24 protein-coding genes are annotated in these 25,169 nt (G+C 47.9%); 8 read left to right on the top strand and 16 right to left on the bottom strand.

The window, feature by feature from the left end:
- The first annotated feature begins 34 nt into the window (after positions 1-34).
- Both ppc and panD read left to right on the top strand, forming a co-directional pair.
- Positions 35-2,824: a phosphoenolpyruvate carboxylase gene (gene ppc / locus H8792_RS10260; protein WP_185978870.1), complete on the top strand. Its 2,790-nt coding sequence runs from the start codon at positions 35-37 to the stop codon at positions 2,822-2,824.
- A 176-nt stretch (positions 2,825-3,000) separates the two neighbouring features.
- Positions 3,001-3,396, top strand: a complete 396-nt coding sequence (panD, locus tag H8792_RS10255) for an aspartate 1-decarboxylase (RefSeq protein ID WP_185978869.1) — start codon at positions 3,001-3,003, stop codon at positions 3,394-3,396.
- A 64-nt stretch (positions 3,397-3,460) separates the two neighbouring features.
- Here panD and panC read toward each other — a convergent pair whose 3' ends face one another.
- The 4 genes from panC to pcnB are packed head-to-tail and all read right to left on the bottom strand — an operon-like array spanning position 3,461 to position 7,091.
- Positions 3,461-4,315, bottom strand: a complete 855-nt coding sequence (gene panC, locus H8792_RS10250; RefSeq protein ID WP_185978868.1) for a pantoate--beta-alanine ligase — start codon at positions 4,313-4,315, stop codon at positions 3,461-3,463.
- Between the two features lie 28 nt (positions 4,316-4,343).
- Complete coding sequence (gene panB, locus H8792_RS10245; protein WP_185978867.1) at positions 4,344-5,135, bottom strand: 3-methyl-2-oxobutanoate hydroxymethyltransferase; 792 nt, start codon at positions 5,133-5,135, stop codon at positions 4,344-4,346.
- 1 nt (position 5,136) lies between these two features.
- On the bottom strand, positions 5,137-5,652 hold the full coding sequence (gene folK / locus H8792_RS10240; protein ID WP_185978866.1) for a 2-amino-4-hydroxy-6-hydroxymethyldihydropteridine diphosphokinase: 516 nt from the start codon (positions 5,650-5,652) through the stop codon (positions 5,137-5,139).
- Positions 5,649-7,091: a polynucleotide adenylyltransferase PcnB gene (gene pcnB / locus H8792_RS10235; RefSeq protein WP_185978865.1), complete on the bottom strand. Its 1,443-nt coding sequence runs from the start codon at positions 7,089-7,091 to the stop codon at positions 5,649-5,651. The genes folK and pcnB overlap by 4 nt, the downstream gene beginning before the upstream one ends.
- Positions 7,092-7,299: 208 nt before the next feature.
- Here pcnB and H8792_RS10230 point away from each other — a divergent pair, with 208 nt between their 5' ends.
- Both H8792_RS10230 and trpS read left to right on the top strand, forming a co-directional pair.
- Positions 7,300-7,749 (top strand): methyltransferase family protein, encoded by a 450-nt coding sequence (locus H8792_RS10230; protein ID WP_185978864.1) that lies wholly within the window; start codon positions 7,300-7,302, stop codon positions 7,747-7,749.
- A gap of 96 nt (positions 7,750-7,845) precedes the next feature.
- Entirely contained in the window at positions 7,846-8,853 is a 1,008-nt protein-coding gene (gene trpS, locus H8792_RS10225; RefSeq protein ID WP_185978863.1) for a tryptophan--tRNA ligase, read from the top strand.
- 241 nt (positions 8,854-9,094) lie between these two features.
- Here trpS and H8792_RS10220 read toward each other — a convergent pair whose 3' ends face one another.
- From H8792_RS10220 to H8792_RS10185, 8 genes are all read right to left on the bottom strand, one after another.
- The gene (locus tag H8792_RS10220; RefSeq protein WP_185978862.1) at positions 9,095-10,018 is read right to left on the bottom strand and encodes a hypothetical protein; all 924 of its coding nucleotides are present in this window, start codon (positions 10,016-10,018) and stop codon (positions 9,095-9,097) included.
- Positions 10,019-10,223: 205 nt separating this feature from the next.
- The gene (locus H8792_RS10215) at positions 10,224-10,832 is read right to left on the bottom strand and encodes an NTP transferase domain-containing protein (RefSeq protein WP_185978861.1); all 609 of its coding nucleotides are present in this window, start codon (positions 10,830-10,832) and stop codon (positions 10,224-10,226) included.
- Between the two features lie 2 nt (positions 10,833-10,834).
- Complete coding sequence (locus tag H8792_RS10210; protein WP_185978860.1) at positions 10,835-12,067, bottom strand: molybdopterin molybdotransferase MoeA; 1,233 nt, start codon at positions 12,065-12,067, stop codon at positions 10,835-10,837.
- Positions 12,064-13,071 (bottom strand): glycosyl transferase family protein, encoded by a 1,008-nt coding sequence (locus H8792_RS10205; RefSeq protein WP_185978859.1) that lies wholly within the window; start codon positions 13,069-13,071, stop codon positions 12,064-12,066. Before H8792_RS10205 ends, H8792_RS10210 begins: the two co-directional genes overlap by 4 nt.
- On the bottom strand, positions 13,068-14,558 hold the full coding sequence (gene cysG, locus H8792_RS10200) for a siroheme synthase CysG (protein WP_185978858.1): 1,491 nt from the start codon (positions 14,556-14,558) through the stop codon (positions 13,068-13,070). The genes H8792_RS10205 and cysG overlap by 4 nt, the downstream gene beginning before the upstream one ends.
- Before the next feature lie 33 nt (positions 14,559-14,591).
- Positions 14,592-17,327: a nitrate reductase gene (locus tag H8792_RS10195; protein WP_185978857.1), complete on the bottom strand. Its 2,736-nt coding sequence runs from the start codon at positions 17,325-17,327 to the stop codon at positions 14,592-14,594.
- 10 nt (positions 17,328-17,337) lie between these two features.
- Positions 17,338-17,670 (bottom strand): nitrite reductase small subunit NirD, encoded by a 333-nt coding sequence (gene nirD / locus H8792_RS10190; protein ID WP_185978856.1) that lies wholly within the window; start codon positions 17,668-17,670, stop codon positions 17,338-17,340.
- 352 nt (positions 17,671-18,022) lie between these two features.
- Entirely contained in the window at positions 18,023-18,586 is a 564-nt protein-coding gene (locus H8792_RS10185) for a TetR/AcrR family transcriptional regulator (protein ID WP_185978855.1), read from the bottom strand.
- 106 nt (positions 18,587-18,692) lie between these two features.
- On the opposite strand from H8792_RS10185, the gene H8792_RS10180 reads away from it, so the two are divergent.
- Positions 18,693-19,256: an NAD(P)H-dependent oxidoreductase gene (locus tag H8792_RS10180; RefSeq protein WP_185978854.1), complete on the top strand. Its 564-nt coding sequence runs from the start codon at positions 18,693-18,695 to the stop codon at positions 19,254-19,256.
- Positions 19,257-19,305: 49 nt separating this feature from the next.
- Here H8792_RS10180 and H8792_RS10175 read toward each other — a convergent pair whose 3' ends face one another.
- Together H8792_RS10175 and H8792_RS10170 are read right to left on the bottom strand one after the other, a co-directional pair.
- Positions 19,306-19,875, bottom strand: coding sequence for a hypothetical protein (locus tag H8792_RS10175; protein WP_185978853.1), 570 nt, complete (start codon positions 19,873-19,875; stop codon positions 19,306-19,308).
- Positions 19,876-19,890: 15 nt separating this feature from the next.
- A complete protein-coding gene (locus tag H8792_RS10170) occupies positions 19,891-20,142 on the bottom strand; it encodes a DUF6868 family protein (RefSeq protein WP_185978852.1) in 252 nt (83 codons plus the stop codon).
- Between the two features lie 205 nt (positions 20,143-20,347).
- On the opposite strand from H8792_RS10170, the gene H8792_RS10165 reads away from it, so the two are divergent.
- The 3 genes from H8792_RS10165 (at position 20,348) to H8792_RS10155 (ending at position 23,693) form a co-directional block, all read left to right on the top strand.
- Positions 20,348-21,775 (top strand): esterase-like activity of phytase family protein, encoded by a 1,428-nt coding sequence (locus H8792_RS10165; RefSeq protein ID WP_185978851.1) that lies wholly within the window; start codon positions 20,348-20,350, stop codon positions 21,773-21,775.
- Positions 21,776-21,945: 170 nt separating this feature from the next.
- Positions 21,946-22,545: a TetR/AcrR family transcriptional regulator gene (locus tag H8792_RS10160; RefSeq protein ID WP_185978850.1), complete on the top strand. Its 600-nt coding sequence runs from the start codon at positions 21,946-21,948 to the stop codon at positions 22,543-22,545.
- Positions 22,546-22,586: 41 nt separating this feature from the next.
- The gene (locus H8792_RS10155; protein ID WP_185978849.1) at positions 22,587-23,693 is read left to right on the top strand and encodes an MBL fold metallo-hydrolase; all 1,107 of its coding nucleotides are present in this window, start codon (positions 22,587-22,589) and stop codon (positions 23,691-23,693) included.
- Between the two features lie 75 nt (positions 23,694-23,768).
- Here H8792_RS10155 and H8792_RS10150 read toward each other — a convergent pair whose 3' ends face one another.
- On the bottom strand, positions 23,769-24,464 hold the full coding sequence (locus tag H8792_RS10150) for a hypothetical protein (RefSeq protein ID WP_185978848.1): 696 nt from the start codon (positions 24,462-24,464) through the stop codon (positions 23,769-23,771).
- Positions 24,464-25,039: an RNA polymerase sigma factor gene (locus H8792_RS10145; protein ID WP_185978847.1), complete on the bottom strand. Its 576-nt coding sequence runs from the start codon at positions 25,037-25,039 to the stop codon at positions 24,464-24,466. Before H8792_RS10145 ends, H8792_RS10150 begins: the two co-directional genes overlap by 1 nt.
- Positions 25,040-25,169: the final 130 nt, after the last annotated feature.

The following is a 25,169-nucleotide window of genomic DNA, read 5'->3' as shown; positions in this document are numbered from 1 at the left end:
TTTTGCAATTTTGTTTAAAAAACTGAGAGAAAATATGGCTGTTGAACAACGTGATAAACAACTGAGAGCACGTGTCAAATTATTGGGTAAAGTCCTGGGAAAAGTAATCGAATCCCAAGTTGGCAAGGAAATCTATGATGCAGTCGAACGCCTGCGAAAAGGTTACATCCAACTGCAAAAAGAAGAAGATCCACAGCTTCGTTCCGATCTCACCGCCTTCATTGAATCTCAATCAGCAAACGATCTAACACAAATCATCCGTGCTTTTAACATCTATTTCAGCTTGGTTAACCTGGCAGAAGAAGAACATCAATTTCACGAAAGACAGGGCCAGTTACGTCGCGACGGACCGCATTGGGCCGGGTCGGTTCTGAACACCATCGGTGAATTCAAAGACCAGGGCATGGATGCAGGGCAGATTCAAACCCTGTTGAATAAGCTGAATTATATTCCGGTGTTCACGGCACACCCTACCGAGTCTAAACGCCGCTCGGTTATGGATAACCTGCGCAGAATCTTCTTAGACATCAGTGCACTGAACGAAGCCGACAATTTCAACAATCAATATGCCATTGATACGATCCATCAGCAACTGGAGTCTCAGATCCAGGTGCTATGGCAAACAGACGAAGTCCGTCGTCAAAAACCGACGGTAGAAGATGAAATCCGCAACGGGATTTACTATTTCCGTCAATCCTTGTTCGATGCGGTTCCAACCGTCTACCGTTATGTGGAACGCGCATTGGCCCGCCACTATCCTGAAGACGAGATTGAAACGCCTAACTTCCTGACTTTCGGTTCATGGATCGGTGGTGACCGTGACGGTAACCCGTTTGTCACCCACGACACAACCGTACACGCTCTGTTACTGCAAAGCCGTGCGGTTATCTATGAATATCAGAAGCGTGTTTTCGACCTAAGCTCCAAACTGACTCACTCTCGCTACCTGTGTAACATCTCTAAAGACATCGTTAACAGAGCGACAATCGTCGATGCCGATCTGATCGAATCGGTCTTCAGAAGACGTCCTGAACGTTTCAGAGACGAGCCTTACCGTCGATTCCTATATCTGATGCGCGGTCGCCTGCAACACAACATCAACTACATTGAAGGTCGTCTAAACAACGACAATGTTGAAAAACACCGCTTTGCTTATGCTTCAGAAACCGAATTTCTGCGAGATCTGGAACTGATCTACACGTCCCTATGCGGCCACGGTGACGAAAACGTAGCAAATGAAGAGTTACAAGATCTGATCCGCTTGGTGAAAACGTTCGGTTTCTACCTGATGCGCTTGGATATCCGTCAGGAATCAATCGTTCACAGTGATGCGGTTGCCGATCTGCTAAACCATTTGGATATCGATTACGCCAGCTTGAGCGAAACTGAAAAGCTTGCAGTGATGGCTAAGCATGTCGCCTCGGCAACCATTATCGACACCCAGCACCTTGCGCTGAAAGACATGACCAAAGAAGTTTTGGAAGTCTTTAACGTTATTCGCGAGATGCGCAAAGAGATCAGTCCGAAAGCCTTTAACAACTATGTCATCTCAATGACGCATGATGCCAGCCACGTCATGGAAGTTCTGTTCCTTGCTCACCAGGCGGGTCTTGCCGGCTATAACGCTGGAGAACCTTATTGCGACATTCAAATTTCGCCGCTATTCGAAACCATCGAAGATTTGGAACACATTGTTCCGGTGACCAAAGCGCTATTTGAAAACCAGACTTACAAGGCTCTGCTTAAAGCATCCGGAAACCAGCAAGAGATCATGCTTGGCTACTCCGACTCGGCGAAAGATGGTGGTAACCTGTCTTCTGCATGGAGTCTGTACCAGGCCCAACAGCAGATCATGAAACTGGCCGATGAGCACCAAGTAGACTGCCGCCTTTTCCACGGACGAGGTGGTACGGTTGGTCGCGGCGGCGGCCCTACTCACAATGCAATCTTATCGCAACCTACCGGCACCGTTCGCGGTTCGATCAAATTCACGGAGCAAGGTGAAGTACTGTCCTATAAATACAGTAACACCGAAACAGCGATGTATGAACTGTCACTTGGCGTTACCGGCCTGATGAAAGCCAGCTTGGGATTGGTTAAACCGTTGCCGGCCGATAAGGACGAATATCTGGAAACCATGCAAATGCTTGCCAAAGACGGCGAACAGTCCTATCGCGAGTTGACCGACAACACTAAAGGCTTCTTCAATTTCTTCTACGAAGCGACTCCGGTTACCGAAATCGGTCTCCTGAATATCGGCTCAAGACCTTCGCACCGTAAAAAAGGCAACTTATCCAAATCGTCCATTCGAGCTATTCCATGGATCTTCGGCTGGGCTCAAGCTCGCCTGACCTTCCCTGCATGGCAAGGTACCGGTTTTGCAATCGACAACTGGATCAACCAGCACGGCGACAAGAGACTGAAGGAAATGTATGAAAACTGGCCGTTCTTCCGCGCCTTAATGAGCAACATCCAAATGTCTCTTTTCAAAACCGACCTGACCATCGGCTCGGAATACAGCAAACTGGGACAGAACCAGGCCGAGGCGCAACAGATCTACACAATGATTGCAGAAGAGCATACCCGCGCCGTTAAACGCATTCTGGAAATCAGCGGCAATGCCTATCTTATGGCAGAAACCCCGACCATTGCCCTGTCTCTAAAACGACGTAACCCGTATTTGGTTCCTCTGAACAATATTCAGATCGCACTTTTACGCCGTTACAAAGCGGCCGATGCAACGGATGAAGAACGCGATCTTTGGCTTGGTCCTTTACTGAACAGTATCAACGCTATTGCAGCAGGTATGCGAAATACCGGATAAGCTGCGAACACGCAATTGAAGAACTCCCGCCAAACTGGCGGGATTTTTTGTTGCTGGGACTTGAAAACGCCCCTAAATATCCATATTAGTATTTTCTGAAAATACGGTTATAATATTGATCCACTTAAAAATTCTTAAAAAACGGTGATCCCGTTTTAAGAACATAAGAGAAGACGATGCAAATTACGCTATTAAAATCAAAACTTCACCGTGTGACCACTACCCACTCGGAAGTCGATTATGAAGGATCCTGCGCGATTGACGGCCACCTTTTAGATGTTGCCGGCATCCGTGAATACGAGCAGATTCAAATTTATAACGTTAACAACGGCGAACGCTTCACCACCTATGCAATCCGTGCCGAAGATCACAGCGGGATCATTTCCGTAAACGGCGCCGCAGCTCATAAAGCGAACCCGAAAGATTTGCTGATCATCGCTACTTACATCACTATGGAAGAAGCCGAAGCAGATCAGTTCAAACCGAAACTGGTTTATTTCAACGAGCATAATGAAATTACTCATACTCGTAACACCATCCCAACTCAGATGGCAGACATTAAAGCCGGTTAATTCAACGCTCTGAAATAGTTGCTTGAACCTATAAATGAAAAAACGCTCTTAAAGAGCGTTTTTTTTATGCTCCCAACAGGATATTATCCAGCAGCCGCGTTCCGCCCAGACGGGCTACAGCAAGGATGACAAACCGGCTATCCTCTTCTTTGGATGGCGTTAAATAATCCGGATCGCAAATCCGGATATAGTCAACTCTGTCGAAACCTTCAGTTAAAAGCCTCTCTTCCGCCATGGCACACAACTCGGCAAAATCACGTTTTCCAACACGTAATGCAGCCTCTAGTTCTCGCAACGCTTTCTGAAAATGAGGTGCTACTGCTCTTTGCTCGGCACTTAAATATTGATTACGCGAACTTAGAGCCAACCCATCCGCATCACGAGCGATTTGAGCCGGTAAAATTCTGATCGGTAGATTTAGATCGCCAACCATTCGCTGAATCACTTTTAACTGCTGAAAATCTTTCTGGCCGAAAACCGCTGCATCCGGACGAACCAGTTGAAACAACTTCATGACAATGGTTGTAACGCCATCGAAATGCCCCGGCCTACTGGCTCCTTCCAGCACTTCCGTCAGGAAAGCCGGGGCGCAGATCTTAGTCTGCTGCTCAAGGCCGTTAGGATAAACCTCTTCGACCGGCGGTATAAAAAGCACATCGGTCTGCCGACCATTCAGCGCAGCGACGTCCGCATCAAAAGTTCGAGGATAGCGCTCGTAATCTTCATCCGGCCCGAACTGCATCGGATTCACAAAGACACTGACCACAACAAAACCACACTGCTGTTTAGCCAAGTCCACCAGACTCAAGTGCCCCTGATGCAAATTACCCATCGTCGGTACAAAACCAATCGATTCGCCGTTACGACGTCTCGATTGCAAAGCCGCATCAAGCTCCGCAATGCTTTCACAAATAATCATGAAGACTCTCTAAATAACTAACGCTTTATTAAGCGATAAGATGGCAATCCGCAGGGAAAGCGCCACTCTTAACGTCTTGAACATAAGAGCTTAGCGCTTCCTGAATCGAAGCGGATTCCTGAAGGTAATTCTTACTGAAGCTCGGCGGCTTACCCAAAGTGATACCGAGAATATCGTGCAAGACCAATACCTGCCCGGAAGTGTCTGCTCCGGCGCCGATACCAATTACGGGGATATTTAATTCGCGAGTAATCTGTTCCGCCAATGCCGCGGGAATACACTCCAGAACCAGCATATCCGCTCCGGCACTCTGTAACTCAAGCGCCTCTTTCAGAATGCGGACTGCCGTCTCTTCGTCGCGTCCTTGCACTTTATAGCCGTGCTTTTCAACCGATTGCGGCAACAGACCTAAATGACAGCACACCGGAATACCGATCTCCGCCATCGCCTGTACACGATCTAAAATCCTCTTGCCGCCCTCCAGCTTGACCATATTGGCACCGCCCTCTTTCATCAAACGGCCGGCCGCTTTCAGAGTCGTCGCCAAATCGACGTCCTCCATAAAAGGTAAATCGGCAATACACCAGGCAGTACGGTTCACTCTCTGCACCATCTGCGTATGATAGACCACCTCGTCAAGCGTGACCGGCAACGTTGTAGCATGTCCCTGCACCACCATGCCCAGGGAGTCGCCGACTAAAATAACATCGACTCCGGCTTCGGCAACCCAATGAGCAAATCCGGCATCATATGCGGTCAGACAAGCGATCTTTTCTCCGCTGCGATACATTTTTCTAAGAGAGGAAAGAGTTTTGCGCATTTTAGAAATCCGTTACATCACTCGAAAGGTTAGATTTTACCAGAGGTTTGAGGTAACTCGTTTTTAATCCATCAATTAAACCCTGAATAGAACCGACTCCCGGGATACTCAAACCCGCATCCAGTTCATGCAAAGGCACCAGAACAAAATCCCGGAAAGCCATCTGCGAATGAGGGATCTGTAAACGTTCACTCTGCATCTGCAGATCGTCATACAGCAAAATATCCAGATCGATCAGCCTTTCACCCCAGTGACGCTTTTTAACCCGCCCCTGCGTACTTTCAATCGACTGCAAAGCATCTAAAAGAACTGATGGCTGCAAAGTGGTGCAAAGCTCGGCTACCGCATTGACGTAATCCGGTTGATCTTCCGGACCTAGAGGTGTTGAACCGTAAAATGAAGAAACCTTCTCGACTCGGGTGTCGGGCAAAGCGTTCAGTGACTCTAGCGCGATCCGTAATTGTTCAAGAGGGTTGTCGAGATTGCTTCCAAGTCCGATAAAAACCTGATGGTTCATGAATCGGAGTCGCCTTTTTGAGAACCGCCCTGACTACGTTTACGGAAAAAATTTCGATTGCGACGAGTACGTTTTTTAGGTTTATTCTTTTTAACCTCATTGGCAAAAGCAATTCGTTCAACCGGCTCTTTTTCCTGATATTCCGTCCACCAGTCGAAAACGGCTTGCAACTCGGTTTCGCCAGAAGCCGCACGAATGCCTAAAAAATCATACGCCGCTCTAAAACGCGGGTGTTCCATCAGTTTTTGCGCTCGATCGCCATGACGGTTCGGCAGACGGAATTGCAATCCCCAGATATCGCGAATCTGCGCAGTAAAACGCTTCGGAATCGCCGTGCAATACACTTGTTTCTCAATCACATCATTCGCCGCAGCAAACAGAGCATCCTGATTATTCAGACCCTGTTCAAGATGCTGTGCTCTACGCAGCATCAAAGGTCCCCACAGCATAGCGGCAAATAAAAACGACGGATTGACGCTCATGCCGGAATTAATACGTCGATCGGTACTTTTCAGCGCTTCCAGCACCACTTCTCGGTAGTTTGCTTGCAAATCCTGGTCAAACATATCATCCGTCATCGGGAACAGATAACCGAACAGATCGTAGTGACGCAACTTTTCTAAAACCTCGGTCGCGACGCCGCTATGGAACAACTTAAGAACTTCTTCGAACATCCGCGCGTGTGAAACGTCCTTTAACAAAGAACCGAGTTGATGAATCGGCTCTTCGGTTTTCGACTCGATTTTAAAGCCGAGCTTGGCGGCAAAACGAATCGCACGAATCAAACGCACCGGATCTTCACGGTAGCGGGTGTAAGGATCACCGATTAAACGCAACTGGCCCTTTTCAATATCTTCCAGACCGCCAACGTAATCCAGAATACTGAAATCCTTGATATTGTAGTACAGTGCGTTTACGGTGAAGTCGCGACGCCAGACATCTTCATCAATCGTACCGTAGATATTGTCTCGAACCAGTCGACCGGTTTCGTCAACCTCGCGACTCTGGGCCTGCGGATGGCGTCCAAAACCTAAACGTTTTCCTTTCGACTCCCCTTCGCCGTTACCGCGGAAAGTTGCAACCTCTATTACGTTACGTCCAAAGCGTACATGTGCCAAGCGGAAACGGCGCCCAATCAAACGACAACGATGTTTGAAAACCCGTTTGATCTGTTCCGGTTCGGCATTGGTCGCTATATCGAAATCCTTCGGCTCCAAACCTAGTAACAGGTCTCGAACGCCGCCGCCAACCAGATAGGCTTCAAAGTTGGCGCGTTTCAATCCGTATAAAACATCCAATGCATTTTTATCAATCAATTCGCGGGAAATATGGTGTTGCTGTCGTGTCAGAATTTCCGGCTGTTGATTCGCGCCGAAGGAGGCAGGATTGTGCGATGAACGCGACAAGAAGGCGCTGATTTTGCGAATGATTCGTTGCATATAATGCCTAGAAGGAATGTCAAAAATATGGATCATTTTAACCTGTTTTAACTAGACTTCAATCACATCCCGGCTTTTTTACCGATTGAAAGGACTATCGGTCGTGAATTGCATCGAACCTAACGATTTTCCGTGGATTTTCAGAGGATTTTTAAACAACAAACAGGTACACTGAAAATCAGTATTATTTTCTTGATGGGACTTGCAAATGTCGACCAAAATTCGCCACCCTTTCGTCTCTTTCAGTCTGGTTTTTCTGCAGTTTGCTTTAATTACCGTCCTGCTGCTCGTCTTGCCTTTGCAGAGTTCAAACCCGACATATATTATCCAGGCATCAGGAATACTGCTCGGATTATGGGCAGTCAAGACCATGCATTTGGGTCACTTCAATATCATCCCCGATCCTATGCCGGATATCGAGCTGGTCACCACCGGCCCCTATCGCTGGATTCGTCACCCAATGTATGCATCAATCCTGCTGTTTTTTCTACCGATGATCGTCGAACACTTCAGCGCACTAAGCGCAGCACTTTATCTCATTTTAGCCGCCACCCTTTTAATCAAACTGAGTTACGAAGAACATCTTCTGACCGAAAAATTACCCGACTACCCTTTGTACCAGTCTCGTACTTCACGCCTGTTGCCGAAGATCTATTAAAAAGCAACTCCGCCAGCCTTTCAGCTGGTTATTCCGCGTTAAAAGTGCGAAAATAGCCGCCAATTAATTGATATAAAACCAAAAGACATTGAAGTTATGAGCAATAAACCCATTCTTTTCAGCGGCATCCAACCTTCCGGCGATCTCATGATCGGTAACTATATCGGTTCGATTAAGAACTGGGTCAAAATGCAGGACGATTACAACTGCCTGTTTTCTCTAGTCAACATGCACGCGATCACGGTTGAACAGGAACCGCAAGACCTGATGAAACGCAGCCTGGATTTCGTCGCGCTTTATCTGGCGTCCGGAATCGATCCGCAAAAAAGCACCGTCTTTATTCAATCGCACGTGCCGGAGCACGCCGAATTGGCGTGGGTCCTGAACTGCTCGACCTATATGGGTGAATTGAACCGCATGACGCAATTTAAAGACAAATCGCAAAAGCATGCGCAAAACATCAATGTCGGTCTGTTCGACTATCCGGTACTGATGGCTGCAGATATCCTGTTATACCAAACCGAAATGGTTCCTGTCGGTGCCGACCAGAAACAGCACTTGGAATTAACCCGTGACCTTGCAATTCGTTACAACAATCGTTTTGACAAGGAACTGTTTAAGATTCCTGAGCCGTTTATTCCTCCTGCAACTTCAGGCGGCCGTATCATGAGCCTGCAGGATCCGACTTCGAAAATGTCCAAATCGGATGAGAATAAGGATAACTTTATTGCCTTGTTGGACGACCCGAAAACCATCATCAAGAAGTTTAAAAAGGCGGTAACCGATTCCGGCAGCGAAATTCATTACGATCCGGAAAACAAACCGGGCGTATCGAATCTTTTGACAATCTATTCGGTTATCAGCGGACAGAGCATTGAAGAGGTCGTGAAGCATTTTGAAGGCAAGATGTACGGTCACCTGAAAGTCGAACTCGGAGAACTGGTCGTCGACTATCTAAACCCGATTCAGCAGAAGTTCCATGAAATTCGTGGAGAGGAAGGCGAATTAAGAGCCGTTTTGAAGCAGGGTGCCGAACGTGCCAGAGAGAAAGCGCAAAATACTCTGAGAGCAGTACATGAAACCATCGGGTTTGTTCTACCTTAATTCATAACTTACCTCTAATTTTTGATGATTAAAGCCTTTAAGTAACCTAATACTTAAAGGCTTTTTTGTTATAGGCGCAATTACTCCACCTTCTTGAAGAAGACCCCTAAATATCAAACTCGGTTATTTCGACTTCATATTCCTTTTCAGCAGACAATAAAAAACCCGCTGAAAAGAAACGTTCTTCTCAACGGGTTTTTAACAACTCGACTGAAATGCCGAGAGTTCGTTTAGCAGGTTATTAACCTAGTAAACCACCTAGAAGGTTGTCAGTACCAAGATTCAAGATACCCAACAAACCAACGTTTGCCGATGCATCAGTGCTGCCGGATGAAGAAGACATAGAACCACCGGTCAGACCACCTAGCAGCCCGCCTAGAATATCGCCATTGCCTAATAGATCGTCAAGCGCCAGAACGTTGGTTACCAATCCGTCTTCACCGATAACTGCGTTAACTACTTGGAAACCAGGAGTCACTTCATGTAGGATGCTCGCAATCGCAACACCGTTTTCACCCAATCCTAGAGGGAAAACATTCGGGATAACCGCATCCACAACATCGCCGACAACCGGCAGAGACTTGGCGAAACTAACTACAACGTCAACCGTATCCAAACCGGTACGATCATCGTACTGCTCGGAAGCCAGGTCGGTACCAGCTGGTACGGTTCCATCAAGCAAGTGACCGCCCAATGACAGGTTGTGCAACAAGCCGGTTACCAAACCAAGCTGTTCACCAACAACCGGAAGACTGAATGCCGTACCAAGCGCTTCTGTAACGATCGGCTCAAGAACAGGAATCGACTTCAAATGACCAACGACTGCACCCAGAGCGTCGCCACCGAAAGTTGGCTCGTTAACAACATCACCAGCCACACCCAGCAGGTATTTAAATGTTGAAGACTCCAACAAAGTGGATTTTACTTCTTCAACCAGCATTGGGCCTGGAGCGATTGAGTGCACCAAAGACAAAACTTCGCTACCCGCTGGAAGCGCTTTAACGGTACCAATAATGTCCATTAGGTTAGTAGTAGCCGGATTTGGGTCTTGGTCCAAAGCACCGGCGTTGTTAAAACCGGTAATAGGTTTTGTATTTAAAATGTTTACCACAGAGTAGATAGCGTCGGAAGACTCAGTCTTTCCTGCAAATAGAATATCTAACATATCGATCCTCAAATTCTTCGAGATAATTATTTAGTTTCAAGTAATGACGTTATCGTTTTATTACTGATCATTACTCCATTAGGACTAATACCCGCACAATTCAGAACCCTATTTTCCACATCGTAAACCCCCGGTCAACGGTAAATCGGCCGGTTACGCCAAAACTTTACCCAAAATTTTTTATAGTCCATCTATAAATTTTATTTCAAAACTCCCAGAACCCGCCTTTTCTCGTGCTTTTTAACTCTTGCAAAGAGTTAAAATTACCGAAAAAATCTACCTCTGCAAATCGCACCGGATGCAAAAACGGTTCCTCTCTCAGCCATCCTTTGATCGAACGTCCTCCACGACTCAGGTAAAGATTAAGATTATGTATGCGCGTCTGCGGAATAGATAAAAAAGCATAATGCTCTTGAACCGCCTGACAGGCATAACCGACTTCATCACCTTGAATGCTGAGCATTTTGTTTACAAAATCATCCGGTAAATGAAATGCATCCACCGGTATCACAACCCACCGTTGAATAGATTTCGCTTCTTCACTGCGCATGACACTTGCAATGCCGGCTAGCGGACCTTGGTACCCGACATATTCATCTTTAATCACCCTCTCGCATAAAGTCGCATAGCTTTGCAGATTACGGTTAGCACTTACAAACAACTTAAAATTCCCGTTTGCAAGTGCTGCCAGTTGCCTGTGTAATGAATCCAGCAACCACTGAATTAGTGGCTTGTTCTGACACTCCACCCAACCTTTATCCAGCCCATTCATGCGCCTTCCCTGCCCGCCGGCCAAAATCAGAATGCCAACCATCTCTACCTCCGATAGCGCCAATACTCAACCGTCTGACCAGCTTCAAGATCGCAGTTCGGCGGCATACAAAGATAACCGTCGGCTAAGGTCAAATCCAATAAACGACTGCTGGAGTTCTGGCGAATGACTTCCAAACCTTCCTGTGTCTCGCGGACTTGCATCCACAATAATTTGTGCGGATCGGCTTTAACATTCTGCACCATTTGAGCCAAACAAGATTTTTTCGAACCGCTTTTCTTGCCGCTCAAAGATTGTATAAAGGGCTCGGCAAACAGCTGAAAACTCATAAATGCCGCCACCGGATTTCCCGGCAAAGCCAGCCAGTGCTTAACGGCACCGGCATTTTGTTTCCAGGTCGCATAGGCGAGCGGTTTGGCCGGTTTCATATTTAAGCGCCAGCGACAGCTTCTCGCCTCTTCACCCAGGTTCTGCAAACAATCGTAGACAAAATCCCGGTCACCGACTGAAACCCCTCCGACACTGATGACCAGATCAATCTGCTCCAGCCTCGGCCGCAAACTGCTCTGCATAGACGGCAGGTCGTCTTGCCAGCTCAAGACTGCCACAACTTCACAACCTAACTCTGTCAATTCCGCCTGCAACCACCAGGAATTGGCGTCGTAAATCTGTCCTGCCTGCAACGGCACACCCGGTGATTGCAGCTCATCTCCGCCGACTGCTATTAACACTTTGGGTCGGCGCAACACTGGACATGCAGCGATTCCGCAGGACGCTAACAGGCCGATTTCCCTCGCACCCAAGACGACCCCTTTTTCGAGTAACAACTCTCCTTCACTCAAATCACAGCCCACTTGTTTAATATGCGATTTTCGGAATTTATTCGTATCGAGGAGCAAATAGTCATCAAGTAGTTGCGCCTCTTCGACAGGTATCACCAGACCGGCATTTCCAGGTAAAGCTGCACCGGTCATCACTTTATAGGCGGCATCTTGGGGAAGTGAAGCCGGAATATCTGCTCCGGCGAAGAGCGTTCCAAGAACCGGCAACCGGGCAGGAAAACCATTCTCCAGACATTGCTTGGAGACAACATAGCCATCCATTGCACTGGTCGGCAGAGCGGGAAGGCTGATCGGACTATGGATAGCCTCGGCTAATACACGCGCATTTGCGTCCAATAGACAGACGGTTTCGGATTCGTTAATGGCTTTGGCTTGCGCCAACAACCAAGCCTTAATTGCCTGAAACTCCTGTAGAGGATCCAAAACTCCACTCATAGTGCCTCCCTCGACTGCCACAACACAGTCGCTTTTTCTTTGGCCTCATCCAGAGACAAGGATTCCATCAACACCAAAGCTGCAGCGGTCGTCGTGATCACACAGGCTTCGCCATAGGCATCCTGCAAACCACCGTTCCATAAAGCGCGCAAAGCATGTAAATTCCATTGATTTGGACGCTTTTGCCGCTCAATGACGGCTGGAAAAGCCGATTCCGATAAAATATCGTCCTCGGAAATAAACAGCTTATTTAAAGCATCCGGACGAATTTCGGCTTCACCGCCTTCGCCTTTAAAAACCAGATTACGCCGCGTTGCATTAAAATTTGCTCCGGCATGATGCAGATGCTCAACCCCTTTATGAAAGATACCCTGTATTGCACAAGGTGCGTTTAGAGGGTTCAACAACTTAACAACTGTATTGAACACGGTTCTGACCCCCAGCTCCTGCTTTAGATGCAGAATTCTTTGCAGAGGCGCGGCAAAGTTCGCCAACGGCAGATATACCTCTTGGCCTTGCGATAGTTTTTCAGACGCATCTGCAAGATTTTCGGCGACTTCAAAACCGAGTAACGCCATCGCCTCTTCGGCATACACTCGGTCGGCAAATTGTCCGGAATCACCATGCAGTAAAATTCGGTAACCTTTACCGACGAGCAGTTTAATCGCTAATAAGTAATAGGGAGGATAGCGCCATTTTCCGGCATAGGCCGACCAGTCGAGATCGACATTGCCTCGCAAGTCTTCCAAACCAAAGTGCTTCCGACAAGCACTCATAAAACCACGCAATTCATCCGTCGACTCGCCATTAGCACGCATCAGCAGTAGGAAAGCCCCAAGCTGCAAATCACTGACTTGGTTGTCCAATACCTGAAGAAAAGCCGCCTTAGCCTCCTCCATTGTCAGGTTCCTGCGCGTTTTCGGGCCTTTTCCGAGAATACGCAGATAGTCACTGAAAGGCAGTGATGCTTCTTCGTTCGGGTCACTGTTATATTGGTTGCTCATACCGCCAACCTTGTCCAAGGTTCTTCTTGACGATCGGAGCGTTCAATATCGGCCCGTTTGGCTTGACGCTCCAGCGCCTGGCGCTTCAATGCGTGCAGTTTTTCACGCACTGTCACGACTTCGCCAATCACCAACAGTGCCGGAGGTTGGATTTTTTGTCTGCGAATGGTTCCGGCCAGTTCAGCCAGAGTCACGACCGTCACCTTTTGATCGAGCCGCGTTCCTCTTTCGATAATCGCTGCCGGCATCTGCGGAGAAACCCCATGTGCAAGTAGCCCCTGCTGGATTTCAGCGGCATTTTTCACTCCCATATAGAAAACCATGGTGTCGCCGGACTGAGCCAGACGCGCATAGTCGATCGCCTGATCTCCTTCCTTCTGATGCCCGGTCACAAACGAAACCGAATGGGCATAATCGCGATGCGTCAACGGAAAATCGGCATAGGCGGTACAACCTGCAGCGGCGGTAATGCCTGGCACAACCTGAAAATCGATACCGTGTTCAGCCAGCAATTCAACTTCTTCAGCGCCGCGACCGAAAATATACGGATCGCCGCCTTTCAAACGCGCAACCTTTTTTCCCTGCTGCGCCAATTCCAGAAGCATGCGGTTAATGCGACTTTGCGGCACACGATGCCACTTATCCTTTTTGCCGACATAAATCCGCTCGGCCTCACGACGAGCCATATCCAGAATTTCCGTTGAGACCAAGCGGTCATAAACCACTACGTCTGCCTGCTGCAACAATCGAAGCGCTTTGAAAGTCATCAATTCAGGATCGCCCGGCCCGGCACCGATCAGATAGACTTCACCCACCTCATTCAGCCCGTCTTGCTCTTCGAGTCGAGCCGCCTGCAATTTTTGCTGCAGAATCGCCTCGGCTTCACCAGAAGACTCAAGACGCGATGCTTTATCGATAAAAGTGCTGTCGAGCAGCTTTTCCCAGAAGCGCTTGCGATTTTCCGCATCTTGCAAGGTCTTTTTCACCGCATTTCGGTAACGGCCGACCAGATCGGTCACAGCGGACAATCCCTGCGGCAGCAGACTTTCCAAACGTGCTTTCATCACTCTGGCTAGCACAGGAGATCGCCCACCGGTCGATACCGCTACCGTCATCGGTTCGCGTTCGATAATCGCCGGCAGGATAAAATCGCAATACTCGGTCTGATCGGCGACATTAACTTCGATCTGCTGCTGTCGACAATATTCGTACACAGCCTCGTTAACCGCCTGCTCGTCGGTGGCGGAAATAACCAGTTTCGGTTTCGGCAGCGCACACATTAATTCACGATCGAAACCAGCCTCAATCCATTCGATTTTCCCGAGCTGTAAATGGCGTTGCATCTCTTCTTTCAATAGCGGAGCGATCACCGTTACCTTGGCTCCGGCCTTAATAAACAAGTCTGCTTTACGTGCTGCAACCGCACCGCCGCCAACGATCAGACACGGCTGACCCTTGATATTCATAAAAATCGGTAAATAATCCATGTCGCTCTCCTTAAATCTCTTTGAGAAACGTGTTCAAGCGCGCAATTCGTGATATTGCGACTGCAGAATTTCAGTCAGCTCCGGCAGACAACTGCCGCAGTTGGTTCCGGCTTTCAAAGCCTTGCCAATCTCTTCCACCGAGGTTAAAGATTGGGTTTCGATGGCTTCCAGAATGGTGTTGAGTCCGACGCCGAAACAGGAACAGATCGTCTTGCCGGCATCTTTGGCGCCGCTGAGTTTACCTGCCAGTAAAAAGCGTCTGTCACGTTCGGAGAGAACCTCTTGAGAAAAGCACTGCCCAACCCAACGCCGTTCCGGCAATTTGTCCTTGGAAACGAATACCGCCAGTTGTAACTTCCCGTTTTGCAGCATGGCCAGACGAAACACGCCTTCTGTCTCATCGACATAACGGAGCCAGTCCGTTGAATCGTTACCGTTCATGGCGCTTTGCAAGCAGTCCATCCAGGATCGAGCGCTGCGATCCTGGGCTTCAACCTCATAACGCTGAAACTGCTCGCCGGTGATTCGGCTCCAATAGAGTCCTTCTAAAAACGCTTGCTCCAGAGAATCACGGCTTAACACAAAACCTTTCCAACTAGAGTGATAAGCCTCAACCGCCACTACCGCATGCTTGGATTCAGGCTGACCGGACAGCGGATCAACTCGTGCCGCTACCAATCGATCAACATTCGCATGACTGGCATATTGACGGTTCCAATGCATCGGCACAAACAGCCCTCCGCGTCTTTGCGAAGCCTGACATTCAACGCGCAGGATCAGCTCCCCCAGATCGTTGAACACTCGCGCCAAACCGCCATTGGTCAGTCCTTTCTCTTCGGCATCCTGCGGGTGAATGGCGACAAACGGCTCGGCAACATGCGTCATCAATTTTGGTGTTTTGGCGGTTCGCGTCATGGTATGCCACTGATCGCGAACGCGCCCGGTATTCAAAACAAACGGATATTGAGGGTTCGGGCTGCTTTGCGGCGCCCGAGGTGTAATCGCAATAAAACGTGCTTTGCGATCGGAAGTAAAAAATTGCCCGTCACAGAACAAGCGCGGCGTACCGAGCGGCTTTCCCCGGGCGTCTTTATCGACAATCGGCCAAGGTGTCGGCGGGAAAGTCAAATAGTCGTCCAGAGAAATATCCGTCAAAGCCGCCAGATTAAAATCCCGAATCGTTCCCGTTTCGTCATTTTCAAAAGCGCTTAAAGCGGCATGCTCGCGAAAGATTTCTACCGGATGCCGGTACTCAAACGCTTCGCCAAACCCCATGCGTTTGGCAACTTCGCAGATCATCCACCAGTCGGCTCGCGACTGTTCGGGGCCGGAAATAAAAGCGCGTTGCATTGAGATCGTTCGGTCGGAATTGGTCACGGAACCGTCAGTCTCTCCCCAGGTCAAAGCCGGTAGAAGAATATCCGCCACCTCAGTGGTATCGGTCTGCGCCATACAGTCGGAAACCACGACGGTTTCGCAATCCAGCAAAGCCTGACGCACCCGATCGGCATCCGGCATGGAAACCACCGGATTGGTATTCATAATCCAGATCGCTTTGATTTTCCCTGCCGCAATCGCATCAAACATATCGACCGCTTTCAAACCGTCCTGTGTCGCCATGTTCTGAGCCTGCCAAAAACGGGCAACCCGATCGATCGACTCTTCAGAGGTAAAATCCATGTGCGCCGCCAACTGATTGGCAAGACCGCCGACTTCACGTCCACCCATGGCATTCGGCTGCCCGGTAATGGAAAAAGGACCGCATCCGACTTTACCGATGCGTCCGGTTGCCAGATGACAGTTAATAATGGCATTCGACTTATCGACGCCGCTGGTCGATTGGTTAACACCTTGAGAGTAGAGCGTCAGCATTTTCGGCGATTGGAGACACCATTCGAACCATTGATGCAGGTCTTCAACGGCAAGATCGCACAATTCGGCAAGTTCCTGAATATCCGCTTGCTGACGCGCGGCATCCAATGCTTCGGCAAAACCGTTACAATGCCTGGCGACAAAGTCGACATCGATCTCCCCATGCTCGGAAAAATACGCCAGCAAACCGTTAAACAGTGCAGCATCCATTCCCGGCTTAATTGCCAAGTGTAAATCGGCCAGATCGCAAGTCGCGGTGCGGCGCGGGTCAACCACCACCACTTTCATCTGCGGGTTAGCCTTTTTGGCTGCTGCAATTCGCTGATAGACGATCGGATGCGCCCAGGCGGTATTGGAACCGACCAGAGTAATCAATTCCGCCTGTTCGAGATCTTCATAGCTGCACGGCACACTGTCGCTGCCAAAAGCGCGCTTGTAGCCGACCACCGCCGAAGCCATGCACAGACGCGAGTTGGTATCGATATTGGCACTGCCGATAAAGCCTTTCATCAGCTTATTGGCAACGTAATAGTCTTCGGTCAGCAACTGACCGGAAACGTAGAAAGCGACACTTTCGGGGCCATATTGATCGATAATTTTCTTGAAGCGCCCGGCCACTTCATTCAAAGCGGTTTCCCAATCGGCCTCTTGCCCATTGATCTGCGGGCTAAGCAATCGGCCTTCAAACCCCAGTGTTTCCGCCGCCGACGCTCCCTTAACGCACAAACGGCCGAAATTCGCCGGATGTGTTTTATCGCCGCTCAAATCCCAACCACTTTGCATGGTCGGATTCGGACTTAAAAGCATGCCGCAACCGACGCCGCAATACGGACAGGTCGTTTTGACAGAACTTTTGATAGAGGTCTTAATAAAAGAAGAGAAATTCTTGGCCGCCATACATCAACCTTCAAACCTTGGCGTGCATGTCAACCCAGACAAAACCATCTTCGATCTTGCCTGGAAAAACACTGAGGGAATAGCCTTCCTTATCCAGGCAGATACCACTGATTAAGCTGTAACATTCTTTATGCAAAGGAGAGGCAACGAAAAGCTCACCATCACGATCGCCAACCATTCCACGAGACATGACTTCCGCTTCACGGATCGGATCAGTGTTAGAGGTGATATAAACTTGCGAATTGATATAAAACAGAGCCAGTTGCTGATCGTCGATCAGCGCGGCAACTCCCGAATTTTCTACTAAGTCGTTCTCACCGCATACTTTGATAAAGTCCGCCATTTCATCATCCTTCACGGCCTTTTTTTGTTTTTGGCCGAATTTGAAACAAAAAAAAAGGCCCACCCAGTCTAATGACCGGATGAGCCTCAACACTCGATTAACCTCTACTCCCTAATAGCGGAAACTGGTCCAAATATATAAAATATATTATTTTTCAATTATTTAGATATATTCACATAATAATATTATGGTATTAAACCCAATCATAAGCTTCAATTTGCACCAAGTTAAGCTTATACCGCCCCATCATTATCCATATAAACATTTTGCGGCATGAAGATAACACCTGAGAAACTGATTTTAAACAATTAAAACCGCTATCAGCCGTTGCAATATTTACGCACCCCATTCTTCACGCAGTGACACTCGTCCAGAACTGATCCAGAACTTCTTCAATGGATGGTACCGGCTCTCCAAACGCCGACAAATGCCGTTGCATTCTTAACAGAGCATAACCGTGAACCAGAGACCAGGCGCTGGCTGCCATGACTTTTGCGACTTCCTCCGTGTCGGCCAAGTCTGAGCATGCATTCATCAAAGCACTGAAAGTTGCTCGCCCCGTTTCCCCCAATAATTCTTCCTGTTCGGGCTCACATTGAAACTCGCCAAACATGACCCTGTAATGCCCCGGAAATTGCAGAGCAAAGTCTACATACACTATACCCAGCTCTTTCAGCCTTTCTTTAGGATCGTCTTTCTCTATAGACTGAAAGCGTTGCTGCAACAGCTCGAAGCCCTCAATTGCGACTGCCATTAAAAGCGCATCTTTGTTCGGGAAATGCCGGTACACCGCAGCAGGAGACACACTCAATCCACTGGACAGACCTCGCAAACTGAAACTTTTTCCCTCTTGTAACAACTGAACCGCTTCACGAATTAAACCGGACTTTAAATCACCATGATGGTATTTGCTCATAAAACTCTACAACTAAATAACCAATGTAAACAGTGTTGACATTCTAACTGCAAACACCTAAATTAACAAATGTAAACACCGTTAACATAAATAGGAGTATAGCCCTATGAACCAAGTAACACTGATTTTCAATGCTCATCCTGATAAGGATAGTTTCTGTAATGCCCTCGCTCAGACTTACTTTGATGCCTTGCTTGCACAAGACAAACAAGTTCAACTCGTTCACTTATCCGAACTGCACTTCAGTCCAAATGCCCATCACCCCGCCATACAAACTGAACTTGAAACCGATCTGAGTGAAATCCAGGATGCTATTTCTCAGGCACAGCGTATTGTTCTAGTTTACCCAATCTGGTGGGGCGGTATGCCAGCCCTATTGAAAGCCTTTCTTGACCGCGTTTTGACTCCGGGCTTTGCCTTTCAATATACGGATCAGCACCGCTCAATCGGTCTTCTACACGATAAAAAAATCGAAATCATCAATACCACCGACTCGCCGTCATGGCTTCAATGGTGGCTTTTAAGAGGCGACAAACACCAGCAGAAAGTAAACATTTGGGGATTTTGTGGAGCCAAGATCAGCCACTACCAGCGCTTTGGCCCTATTTTTAGCAGCACAGAAAAGCAACGCACGAAATGGCTACAGGATGTGAAAGATTTTGCCCAATAAAAAGACCGCCGAGGCAAATAAACGAAACAACACGAATTCAGAATAGAACTTAGGATTCCGACAGATTTTTTGCCGCAGACCAGATCTGATCGTGCCCGACTTGCTTGAACCAGGATTCAAACTCGGCCCGATCGTTTTCGAATGGCTGTGATAAAGGAGTTCTTGGATCTTCGCTCATAGAATAGGCCATTCCCTCAACAAACCACTGCGGCAACTGCCGCATTTTAAGAATCCCCAGGCGTTGATATTGCAAGGAATGGATCAATTCATGACGAACATAATAATCCTTCCAGGCTCGCGGGCCTATGACAATTGCCCAAGGTCCCAGACTGATTGCCGAACGTTTACCTAATCCAAAACGTTCGGCACATAGATCGGTTTTGCAAAAGATGATTTGCGGTGCCTTATCCAGCGTTCCGACATTGCTTTCGACAAAACTCAATGCTCGACTATATAAATTCTGTGCCTGAAAAGCGTATTGCGCCTGATCGACACAGACTCGTCCATCTTGACAGTCCATACCGACTTTTTCCGGCCAGAAAGCTCTCAGGGGTTTATATAGCACCGCCGTCGCTATGATAACGCCAAAGATCGCCAGCAAATTCAAACGCAATTTCATGCCAACCTCGAAAGCCTAGTACCCGTTGTTCATAATCCACAATGCCAGCCATGGAACGAAATTGAACACCGTAATCATTAATTTGTAACGCCCAAGATAACTTTGAATAGAGGACATGACCTCTTTTTCCTCCATCGAAAACAGATAGAGGTGAATCAAGACTACCGGTTTTCTAAACCACACCACCGCAACCACGGTTAGCAGATAAAGACCGAAATTAATCAAGGTACACCACAGCAACAGGGTTTGTAATGTTTGCCAATCCATACGCTGACTCCCGGGCAATTTCACAGGCACTGTTCACAATTCTGACATGAAAATACCAAAAAAAGTTCAAAAAAGTGTGACGGTCGCTCTACTAAATTAATTCGATTCGACAACTCAGGCGCCCGAAACTTAATAAAAAGAGCGTCACAAAACACAAATAAGACTGTCGATCACTTTAATTTATTTTTTGCTTTAAGGAAGAAACATGTTCAAACAAAAACTACTGGTTAGTGCCATGCTTAGCACTGTTATGCTCAGCGCCTGTAACGATTCAATTCTGGACGATACTCAACTTTCGCCGATTGACAGCATCTCCACCATGGGAGCCGAATTGCCGTATAGCATTTTGCGCAGTGATTTGATCGACTTCAATACCCAACTGCCTTTCGAAATTCGCAATGGCGGTTACGGTTCGTCCATGGCTGGCCATCCAACCGAAGCGAATCAGTTCTATGCAATGACCGACCGCGGCCCTAACGCAACCTATACCGGTTCTCTAGGTAAGGGAAAAATGTTCCCGACACCGGACTATACACCGACGATCGGACTGTTCGAGATCGATGAAAACGGCCAAATTTCTCTGATCGAAAAAATCACTTTAAAGCGTCCTGACGGAAGTTTGATTACCGGCTTGCCGAATAGTGCCGAACTGGGCGGAACCGGTGAAATCCCTTACGACGCTTCCGGCAATCCGATCGTCGAAATCGCAGGGCAGCCATATGACGCCGATACCAATCCACTTAAACTGGACGACTACGGCCTCGATTCCGAAGGACTTGTGGCTTTGGCAGATGGCACTTTCTGGGTCAGTGACGAGTACGGCCCGCACATCGTTCATTTCGACGCCGAAGGAAAAGAGATTGGCCGAATCAATGCGTTTACAGATGATACCCGCGTACAAAATACGACTGGGATCAATCTTCCGGCGGAATTTGCCAATCGCTGGGCCAACCGCGGAATGGAAGGCTTGACGATTACACCGGACGGCACAACTCTAGTCGGCATGATGCAATCGACTCTGTACAATCCAAGTAAAGCGGCAGTACAAAACTATACTTTGACCCGTATCGTAACCGTTAATCTGCAAACCAAAGAGATCGGCCAATATCTGTATCAGCAAGAAATTGCCAAAAACGCCAACTCGGAAATTGCCGCTTTGAACGACCACCAATTTTTGGTCATCGAGCGCGACGGAAACTTCTTGAACGGTGGGCCTGACGGCGGTGAAGCGGTTCCTACGGCGATGAAGAAAGTCTACCGTATTGACCTGAACGGTGCGACCAACCTGGAGACAATGACTCTTGCCGCAAACATGACTCAAGATGCCGATATCGGCCTAACCATTGACGGAAAAGCGTTGGAAGAAATTGCCGATTGGAATGAACTAACCAATGCGGGAATCATTCCGGTCAGCAAAACCGAAGTGGTCGATATGGTAGCCGAAGTCCAATATCCACACGACAAGATGGAAGGTCTGTGGATCATCGACGATAACACTTTGGGAATCATCAACGACGATGACTTTGCTACTTGGGCAAAAGACAATCAATTGGAACAAAAAGTACTTGATAGTGCTCAGACAATTGACCGCAATACCTTATACATCGTTAAAACGCCTTTGACCGAGAATTAATTCCTCGTCATGAACTGCTCATCGGAAAATTTTCCTTTGAGCAGGCATTGCCCCTCCTCGTATTTTCGCTTATACCCTGATTGCAAAATTTGATAGTAAAACTCATTGTGAATGCATGATGACCTCAACTAGAATAAACATTCTAGAACAATCATTCTAATCAGCTTTATATGTCATACTTAAACAACCCTCAGCTCAGCGAAGTCAAATTGAAAGTGCTTAACAGCGCTTTGCATCTCTTTGTCGAGAAAGGGTATTTCAACACCTCCATACCCGATCTGGTCAAGCATTCCGGCGTTAGTACCGGCTCTATTTACCACGGTTTCAAAGACAAACAAAGCATTGCCGAGGAACTGATGGCTCAGCTTTTGTGGCAGATCGAAGGCGAGCAAAACGCTGTGCTTGCTCCGGAAAAAGATGCCTGGCAACAATATTACGATCTATGTCGCTGGTTGCTGGAAACCGCTCAAAATCACCCTCACGTCAGCCAATTCGCCTTAAGGGCTCAGCACAAAGAATTTATGCCTGAACTGGCACCCATCTGTTCGTCTAAACCCTTTATCCGACTCCGAGAAGTTTTGGAAAGAGGTATGCAACAAGGGCTGATCCGAGAAATGAATCCAATGATTGCGGCGGCCAGCGCCTATGGCGGAGTTCTACGCCTGATCCAGCTTTCTCTGGACCAGATGCTTTCACAACCGCCGCTGGAATATCTCGACGAAATTACTGAAACCTGTTGGCGCAGCGTGGCCGCCGACACAGAAAAATAACCAAGCCACCAGCCTCACTCAACACCGATTAGGAGCCTCATATGCAAACATTAAAATTAGCGCTCGGATTCAGCTTAATCAGCGGGTTCATTTCTGTAGCCAGTGCTTCGGATGCCTACACGGAAGGATTCGAACATTACGCTCAGGAGATGAAAGGCTATGCCGACGGAGGCATTATTCCGCTCTCCGTCGATCAATATGCTCGAGACCTGAAACAAACGATCAAAAAAGCAGGTTACATCGGAAAGCAGCTGCCGATCCCGCAGGCTGAGAAAGTAGCCGACGGTATCTACACCGTCGTCGGCAGCCTGATCTGGCACAATCCAAGCAATTACGGTTTAAATAACAATCTTAGCTTCATGGTTTTCGAGGACGGAGTTTTTGTCTTTAATGCCGGCGCTAATCCGGCCCTTGCCTACTCTCTTCATCAACAGATCAAGCAAGTAACCGACAAACCGGTTAAGTGGGTCGCTGTCGAAAACAGCCAGGGACACGCTTATCTTGGAGCCAGCTACTGGGTGGATCAAGGTGTCAAACACCTCTACTCGCACTCGGTTGCCAATGACGACTTTCACAACGGTTTCGAAGCGATTAAAAACAGCTGGGGAACCCGTGTCGGCCATGAGTTGACCGAAAGTGCCCGTGATGTTTCTGATCGATTCACCACCTTTGACGACAGTATCACTGTCGATGTCGGTGGCGGAGAAAGCGTGCAGATCATGAACTACGGTCCGGGGCATACTCCGGGCTCGACAATCGTCTACCTGCCGAAACGCAATATCGTTTTCCCCGGGGATCTGGCCTATAACAAACGTATGCTCGCCCTGTTTTCCTATACCGACACGCGTAAATGGGTCGACACATTTGAAGTATTCATGAATGCCATGCCGCAGGACGTTAAGGTCGTCCCGGGACACGGTGCACCGACCAGTCTGCAACAGGTTAAAAAGGATACTTACGACTACCTGAAAGACATGCACGCGCAAGTCGAAAAATTGATTGCTTCCGGCGGGACGGAACAGAATCTGGATCAAATCGATCAAACCGCTTACAGCGACCGTCCGGTTTACGAACAGACCTATCGCAATAATGCGGTTCATATCTATCGCGAATTCACCGGAGGCGATTTAGGGGAAAGTAACGAGTAACAAACTGAATTGGGGAAGCGTTCGAATGCATTTGGACACTTCCCCAAAATTTAAACCCGATTTAGGCTTTACCACTTAGATTTTTATATAGCGCCAACCTTCAATCAGCCTTTCCGCCAAGGTGTCAATTCCCGGCTTATCCTGTACAACTTGCGGCAGCATCTTGATTTTTTCGCCACGATCCAACGCCCGTTGTATCGCACGATGACAGGCATACAGAGTCAAATTCGGATATTGATTCAACAAGCCTTCCAACTCGGATCGATTCGGATTATTCACTTCAAACAAGTTCACACCACGGTAGTTGGAAATCATATCCACCTGAACTTCCGGCCCTCCGCCCGACAGCAATTTCTGCGCTTCACTAAGCGCCAGCAGTTCTTTTTTCGGATCGTCCGAATCCAGGTGAATAATATATTTTGAAGAAGCGACTTGCTGCTGTTCTTGAAGCACATTAACCGATTCCTGCCAGCCATGCAGATAGAGCTGTAAAGCACCGGCGCCTAAAAACATGCCCAGAATAATCGAGGCGGCCATACTCCCTGAAAAAGCGGAGAACTTTGACTTTTCGGTTTTTAGAGGAGCGTTTTTCGGCAACGGAATATCGTTGTAAACCTCTTTCAACTTCGATTTCAAACCTCGCAACTGGCAAATATGCTGTTCCAACTCCGGATCATGCTGCATTGCCATTTCGACTTCCAGACACTCTTCGCGACTTAATTGCCCGTCGACATAGGCGTGAATTTGATAACTTTCTAACTTCTTAGCCATTAGCTTCTCCAGAGAGATACTACTCTGCGCTGCTGATCTTCAGCCTGCTGCAACAATTCTTTTAATTTTTCGCGTCCGCGGGATATGCGACTCATCACCGTACCGATCGGTGTTGCCGTTATCTCGGCGATTTCCTGATAACTGAACCCCTGTAAATCGGCCAGGGTAATCGCTTCTCTCTGCGTAAACGGCAGGCGCGACAAGGCTTGATAAAACCGTTCGGCGGTCTGCTGCTTAATCAGTTGGGTTTCGGTGCAATCGGCACAGAAATGCTGATCGATTTCCGACTCTTCGACCCACTCCCAACGGCGGTTATAACGGATATTATCCAAAAACTGATTATGCATGATCCTGCACAACCATGCATTTAAATGCTCCAAACATTCGATATCTTTACGACTTTCGATCGCTTTAAGCAGAGTTTCCTGTACCAAATCTTCAGCGACGGCAGCCTGGTGACACCATGCAAAAGCGAGACGGTACAGTCCGGAATATTGTTTTTCCAACGCGCTGTTAAATCTTTGTTTTTCTCGCGCATCGCAAAATAAACCGGTTACTTTTTTTGAAAAATTCATAGTAAAAGTTCACTGTCAAAAATTGGCTCTTTTTTCGATACTAAATGAACTTCGATCTCGAATGCAAACTTTTTCTTCAAGGTTATTTTTACCTAAATATTAACAACTTATGAAATAAAAATAACTACTG

This window comes from Thiomicrorhabdus heinhorstiae (genome assembly GCF_013391765.2).
GTDB classification, from domain to species: Bacteria; Pseudomonadota; Gammaproteobacteria; order Thiomicrospirales; family Thiomicrospiraceae; genus Thiomicrorhabdus; species Thiomicrorhabdus heinhorstiae.
The sequence above is the reverse complement of the archived record's forward strand: the minus strand, read 5'-3'. Positions and strand labels throughout refer to the sequence as shown.